Genomic DNA, 4305 nt, shown 5'->3' with positions numbered 1-4305 from the left:
TTTGCTGGGACAGGTGGAAAATCAGACAAGGAGACAATCACAAAACCAGACACGGAGAATGCTGATGTCTCATTGTCTCCGAACGAAACAGGTAGGCCTTGGGAAAAGGTGGCCGCGACCTGGCTCGACGAGCAGCGACGTGAGTCCGCAGCCCGCGAGGAGCGGAACCGGAACAAGTTCAAGACCACGGCGGATTTTCGTCAGAGTGATACGGGCTGGTTCTTCTCGGGTGTGCAGCCGAGCACGGTCTGGAGCGGCGGCAGCGATTTCACGCTGATGCCGGAGGGAAAGGAGTTGGTCGATCGCTTGGTGCCTCCGGGCCTCAGCTCGGATCGGTTGACCCGCAAGCATGGTAGCATCGCTCGTTCGGCGGATTTTTCGCTCGGCACGCAGTTCGTCAGCCTTCGGGTGGCGGGTGGTTCGTCGGCGCATGTTCGACTGATTCAAAACAACTTCCAGCCGATGGAGAACATCGCTCACGCCAATAAAGTGCGGCACTTTGATTCACGCTTTCCCACCTGGGTGACGGTGCCGGTGGGGCATCAGGCGAGCTGGCAGGGCCGCCGGTCGTATTTGGAAATCCTGACCAAGGATGATGCGGCCCATTTCCGCCGTTCCGATGAAGGCAACAAACCTTATCAGCTCGTGGTCAATGACACGACTGGGCGCTCGTGGTTCTCCGTGGATCAGATCGTGGAGCATGATACGCCGGGAGCGCCGGAAAATGAGCTGCAACTGGCGCTGCGTCTCGCGCCCACGAGTCCAGAGTGGAGCGCGGAAGGTCTCGCAACTCACTGGCTTCAGGAATGTGAGGCGGCGCTGGAACGATGGGGCCGCAATGCTGCCAGCGCCGACGATGTGGTTCTGCTGAATTGGCTGCTGGAGCACGGGGCCCTGCGCAATCAATTGGAACAACTGCCCGGCGACGTGCAAAAGCTCGCTGAGCAGTATCGAGGCATCGAGTCCGGCCTGCCACGTTTTCAGCGTGCTTCAGCCATCGTGACGGAGGGCCCTGGGTTTGATTCTCCCGTGCATCGCCGAGGGTCGCCGGATTCGCCGGGTGAGATAGCACCCCGCCGTTTCCTTGAGGTCATTCACGGGCCTGAGGGCTACAACACCGGATGGCAGGCGCGGCTGGAACTGGCGCACGAACTTACTTCGCCGCAAAATCCGCTTACCGCCCGCGTCATGGCGAACCGCGTCTGGCGCTGGATCTTCGGCCAGGGACTCGTCGCCACCGTGGACAACTTCGGCGTCATGGGCGAGAAGCCCAGCCATCCTGAGTTACTCGATTACCTCGCCACCTATCTCGTCGAGCACGACTGGTCGGTGAAAGCACTGATCCGTCATCTCGTCACAAGCCGCGCCTTCCAAGCCCAAAGCATCGCCTCCGCGAAGGCCCAACAAGTGGACCCGGCCAACCGCCTCCTCTCGCACATGCCGGTACAGCGCCTGCGGGCCGAGACGGTTCGCGATTCTATTCTCGCGGTCAGCGGCACGCTGGATCCGATGCTGTTCGGCTACACCGGTCCGGCGAACCAAAGCGAGAGCGCCATCGTGGCCAGTCCGCGTCAAAGGCGAGGCATTTACCAATACATCAAGCGCGAGGACCTCAATCACTTGATGATCATGTTCGATGCGCCGGAGCCATCGCGCACGCAGGGTAACCGCGAGACCAGCAGTGTCCCCGGGCAGTCGCTGCTCATGCTCAACAACGCCTTTGTCCACGAACAGGCCGCTGTCTGGGCCCGAAAGGAATTGGGCCTTCGCCAGGGATTCTCAGTCGAACAGCGCATCGAGCATCTCTTCGTTTCAGCGCTCGGTCGTCAACCGGCCGGAAGCGAGGTGCAGACCCTCGTCGAGTTCATCGAGGACCAAGCCGAAGCCTACTCCATCCCGCCCGTTGCCCGGGGCTCGGATGAACGGCTCTGGACAGACCTTTGCCATGTCCTCATCAACACCAAAGAGTTTCTCTACATTCCTTGAACCATTCGTAATCCTTGAACCATTCGTTAAGCCGCCATGAATATTGCACCTCTTAGCCGCCGCATGTTGCTGCAATCCAGCGCCTCGGGTTTCGGCTGGCTCGCCCTTCAATCGCTCTTGGCAGACCGTTCCTTCGGCTCCCCGCTTCAGGCGGTCGGCCCGCACATCACTCCCAAGGCGAAGCGCGTCGTGTGGTTCTTTCTGGATGGTGGCCTCTCGCATCTCGACAGCTTTGATCACAAGCCGCGGCTCACCCAGGATCATGGGAAGCCACTCCAGGTCGCAGGAAAAAAAGAAGACATCACTGGCCGCACCACCAGTGCCATTCTAGGCAGTCCCTTTCCCTTCCAGCGTTACGGTGAGTGCGGGAAAATGGTGAGCGATCTCTTCCCACAGATCGGCTCTTGCGTGGACGACCTCACCTTCCTCCACGCCATGCACGGGCCGTCGCCCGACCACGAGAGCGCTATCGGCATGCTCCACGGAGGTTCGCTGATGCAGGGCTTCCCCAGCGTCGGCTCATGGACGCACTACGGCCTCGGCTCGGAGAATCAGAACCTGCCCGGCTTCGTCGTCATGGGCTCGCGGAAACGCATGTGCCGCACCAGTGGATTCTTGCCGCCGATCCATCAGGGCTCCCCCTTTTTCCAGGACCCCGCACGGCCTTTGGACGACCTCGTGATGGCCGAGAAACTCAAATCGCTCCAGCACAACAAAATGCAGGCTGTCGGCCAACTCGACCGCGTCTTCCTCCAATCCTCCGCGCAAAATCAGATCATCGAAGCCGCCATCGCCAACCACGAGAAGGCCTACTTCATGCAGGATGCTGTTCCCGAGGCCACCGACCTCACCAAGGAGACCGCCGCCACCCTCGCGCTCTACGGCGTGGGAGCAGAGCACAAGGACACGGATAAGTTTGGTAGCCAATGCCTCGTGGCCCGGCGGCTGCTCGAGCGCGGCGTCCGATTCATCGAGATCGTCAGCAATGGTTGGGACAGTCACAACGACATCCAGAACGCCCATGCCAAGCTCGCCATTTCCATCGACCGTCCTATTGCCGGACTACTGAAGGATCTGAAAAGCCGCGGCCTGCTGGAGGACACGCTCGTCGTCTTCGCCTCCGAGTTTGGCCGCACCCCAAACACCGAAGGAGCGGACAATAAACCGGGCCGCGACCATCACCCGTGGGGCTACACCATTTGGATGGCCGGTGCTGGCCTTCGCCCTGGCATGAGCCACGGCATGCTCGACGAGTTCGGCTACTTCCCGGTCGAAGGAGCCGTGGATATCCACGACCTCCACGCCACCGTGCTCCACCTGCTCGGCATCGACCACGCGCGACTCACCTACCGCTACTCCGGTCGCGATTTCCGCCTCACCGATGTCCATGGAAACTTGGTAAAAGAGATTCTCGCTTGATGATGCCAAACAATCAGAAACCAAACCATCCGTCATTTTTTCATCCGATGAAACTCGTCTTGCTCCACGCTCTCTTCGCGTTGGCGTTCAACTGCGGGAAGGTCAGCGCCGAGGAACGCTTCCTCCTCGCGGCGGACAATCAAGTCATCGAGGTCAACCGAGCAGTCATGGTCACGGACATGCTGAAACTTCCCGGCTACGGCGGCATCTATGACGCATGGCGTCTGCCGGATGGCGGCATCGCGTTTGCGCATCGCGGCGGTCTGGCGGTCTTCGATGCGACAAAAAAGCTCGTGCTGGAACATGCAGCGCGTCGCGGTGAAAAGGGGGCGGAGGCAAACAGTTGCGCGGTGCTCGATGGCGGTGCGCGATTTGCGCTGATAGATAGCGGGGTGAGCCAGATCCGCGTGGTGGCTCGCGACGGCGCGGTAGTTAGCGAGACGCCATTGCCGGACCTCAAAGATGATCCATTGCACTTCCGCTACCGCATGATCCGCGCGGTGCCGGGCGCGAGCGCGTTTTGGGTCGGCCAATACGGACGCAAGACGGTTCTCAAGGTCGAAGCCCAAACGGGCAAAGTCTTGCAATCGATACCGCTGGACCCGCTACTCACCCCATCGCCCACGGTGAAGAAGGCCTTTGCCGTAACGCAGAGCGATGATGGCTCGCTGTTTGTCTCCACCTCGACAGGCTGCCAGTTGCTGTACGTGGGTCCGGATGGAAAAAAACGGACGTGCTGGACGACTCAGGAGCTTGGCCTCTCCTGCCTTTACCTTCTGGGTACGCAGCGTCTGCAGAGTGGGAACCTGCTCGTCGCCTGCGGAGATTATCATCTCAAAAACTCCGATGAAGGCCGTGACCTGCTCGCGGAGATCGATGCGAATGGCAATATCGTCTGGC

The 4305-nt window shown here is 60.4% G+C and carries 3 protein-coding genes; all 3 read left to right on the top strand.

What is annotated here, in order from left to right:
* A partial coding sequence (locus tag ACIQ2L_RS13910; RefSeq protein WP_396159866.1) for a DUF1553 domain-containing protein occupies nucleotides 1-1986 on the top strand: 1986 nt, incomplete at its 5' end.
* A 36-nt stretch (nucleotides 1987-2022) separates the two neighbouring features.
* Nucleotides 2023-3405, top strand: a complete 1383-nt coding sequence (locus tag ACIQ2L_RS13905) for a DUF1501 domain-containing protein (protein WP_396159864.1) — start codon at nucleotides 2023-2025, stop codon at nucleotides 3403-3405.
* A partial coding sequence (locus ACIQ2L_RS13900; protein ID WP_396159862.1) for a hypothetical protein occupies nucleotides 3405-4305 on the top strand: 901 nt, incomplete at its 3' end. The genes ACIQ2L_RS13905 and ACIQ2L_RS13900, both read left to right, overlap by 1 nt.

Origin of the sequence: Flavobacterium sp., assembly GCF_044369455.1 — a bacterium.
Classification (GTDB): Bacteria; Bacteroidota; Bacteroidia; order Flavobacteriales; family Flavobacteriaceae; genus Flavobacterium.
This window is presented reverse-complemented; position numbering and strand designations above follow the sequence as displayed.

Bases quoted from the DNA above. Each gene is read 5' to 3' on its own strand.
- ACIQ2L_RS13905 (WP_396159864.1), top strand. From the start codon at position 2,023: ATGAATATTGCACCTCTTAGCCGCCGCATGTTGCTGCAATCCAGCGCC.